At 52.0% G+C, this 533-nt stretch carries 1 protein-coding gene and 1 pseudogene; both read right to left on the bottom strand.

The features are described 5' to 3' along the window. Window positions 1–155 precede the first annotated feature (155 nt). The gene (locus tag DWW13_RS17655; RefSeq protein ID WP_005927679.1) at window positions 156–452 is read right to left on the bottom strand and encodes a DUF3847 domain-containing protein; all 297 of its coding nucleotides are present in this window, start codon (window positions 450–452) and stop codon (window positions 156–158) included. Beyond that, window positions 445–533, bottom strand: a pseudogene (locus DWW13_RS17650) (DeoR family transcriptional regulator); the annotation flags it as partial. The gene DWW13_RS17655 and the pseudogene DWW13_RS17650, both read right to left, overlap by 8 nt.

The raw sequence follows: 533 nt of genomic DNA, 5'->3' as shown, positions 1-533 counted from the left end.
GGTAGCTGGCGACAGCCAGCGCAGGGGAAGCGTAGCGTCCCCTGTATGATTTGGAGCAGACCATGACTGCGGAAAATCACAGCCCTCCGGCGAGGAGCCTTCGGAGAACGCAATGCACCAACCTTTGGGTGGTGTATAATTGCGCCCTTAGTAAACTAAGGGGGTTCCGGCATCTCCCGTTCCAGCAGTTTTTTCAATAGTTCCTGCGTGTCCTGTCTGTGAAAAATGAGTTTCAACAACAGCATGACATCATCATCTGTCAGGCGTTCCGGCTCTTGCAGAAAACTTTCCAGCATACCGCCACGGGTACAGAGCCGGTGCGTCCGTTCCTTTCGGGTAAGCTGTTTCAACTGGTGCTGCAATGCCTTTTCATCATTGATGGCTTTCCGCAGTTTCTTTTCGCTTTTTTCCAACTCCCGATTGAGTTTTTCCAGCTTTGAGGTATCAGGCAAGGGCAGCGTCCTCCTTTCCCGGTATCAGCACATAAATCCGGTTTGGTTCTCCAATGCCCTGACGCACCCGCATGATAAGTC

This window comes from Blautia sp. AF14-40, from assembly GCF_003479665.1.
Taxonomy (GTDB): Bacteria; Bacillota; Clostridia; order Lachnospirales; family Lachnospiraceae; genus Fusicatenibacter; species Fusicatenibacter saccharivorans.
Note: the sequence above shows the minus strand (reverse complement) of the source record. Positions and strands in the feature narration are given on the sequence as shown.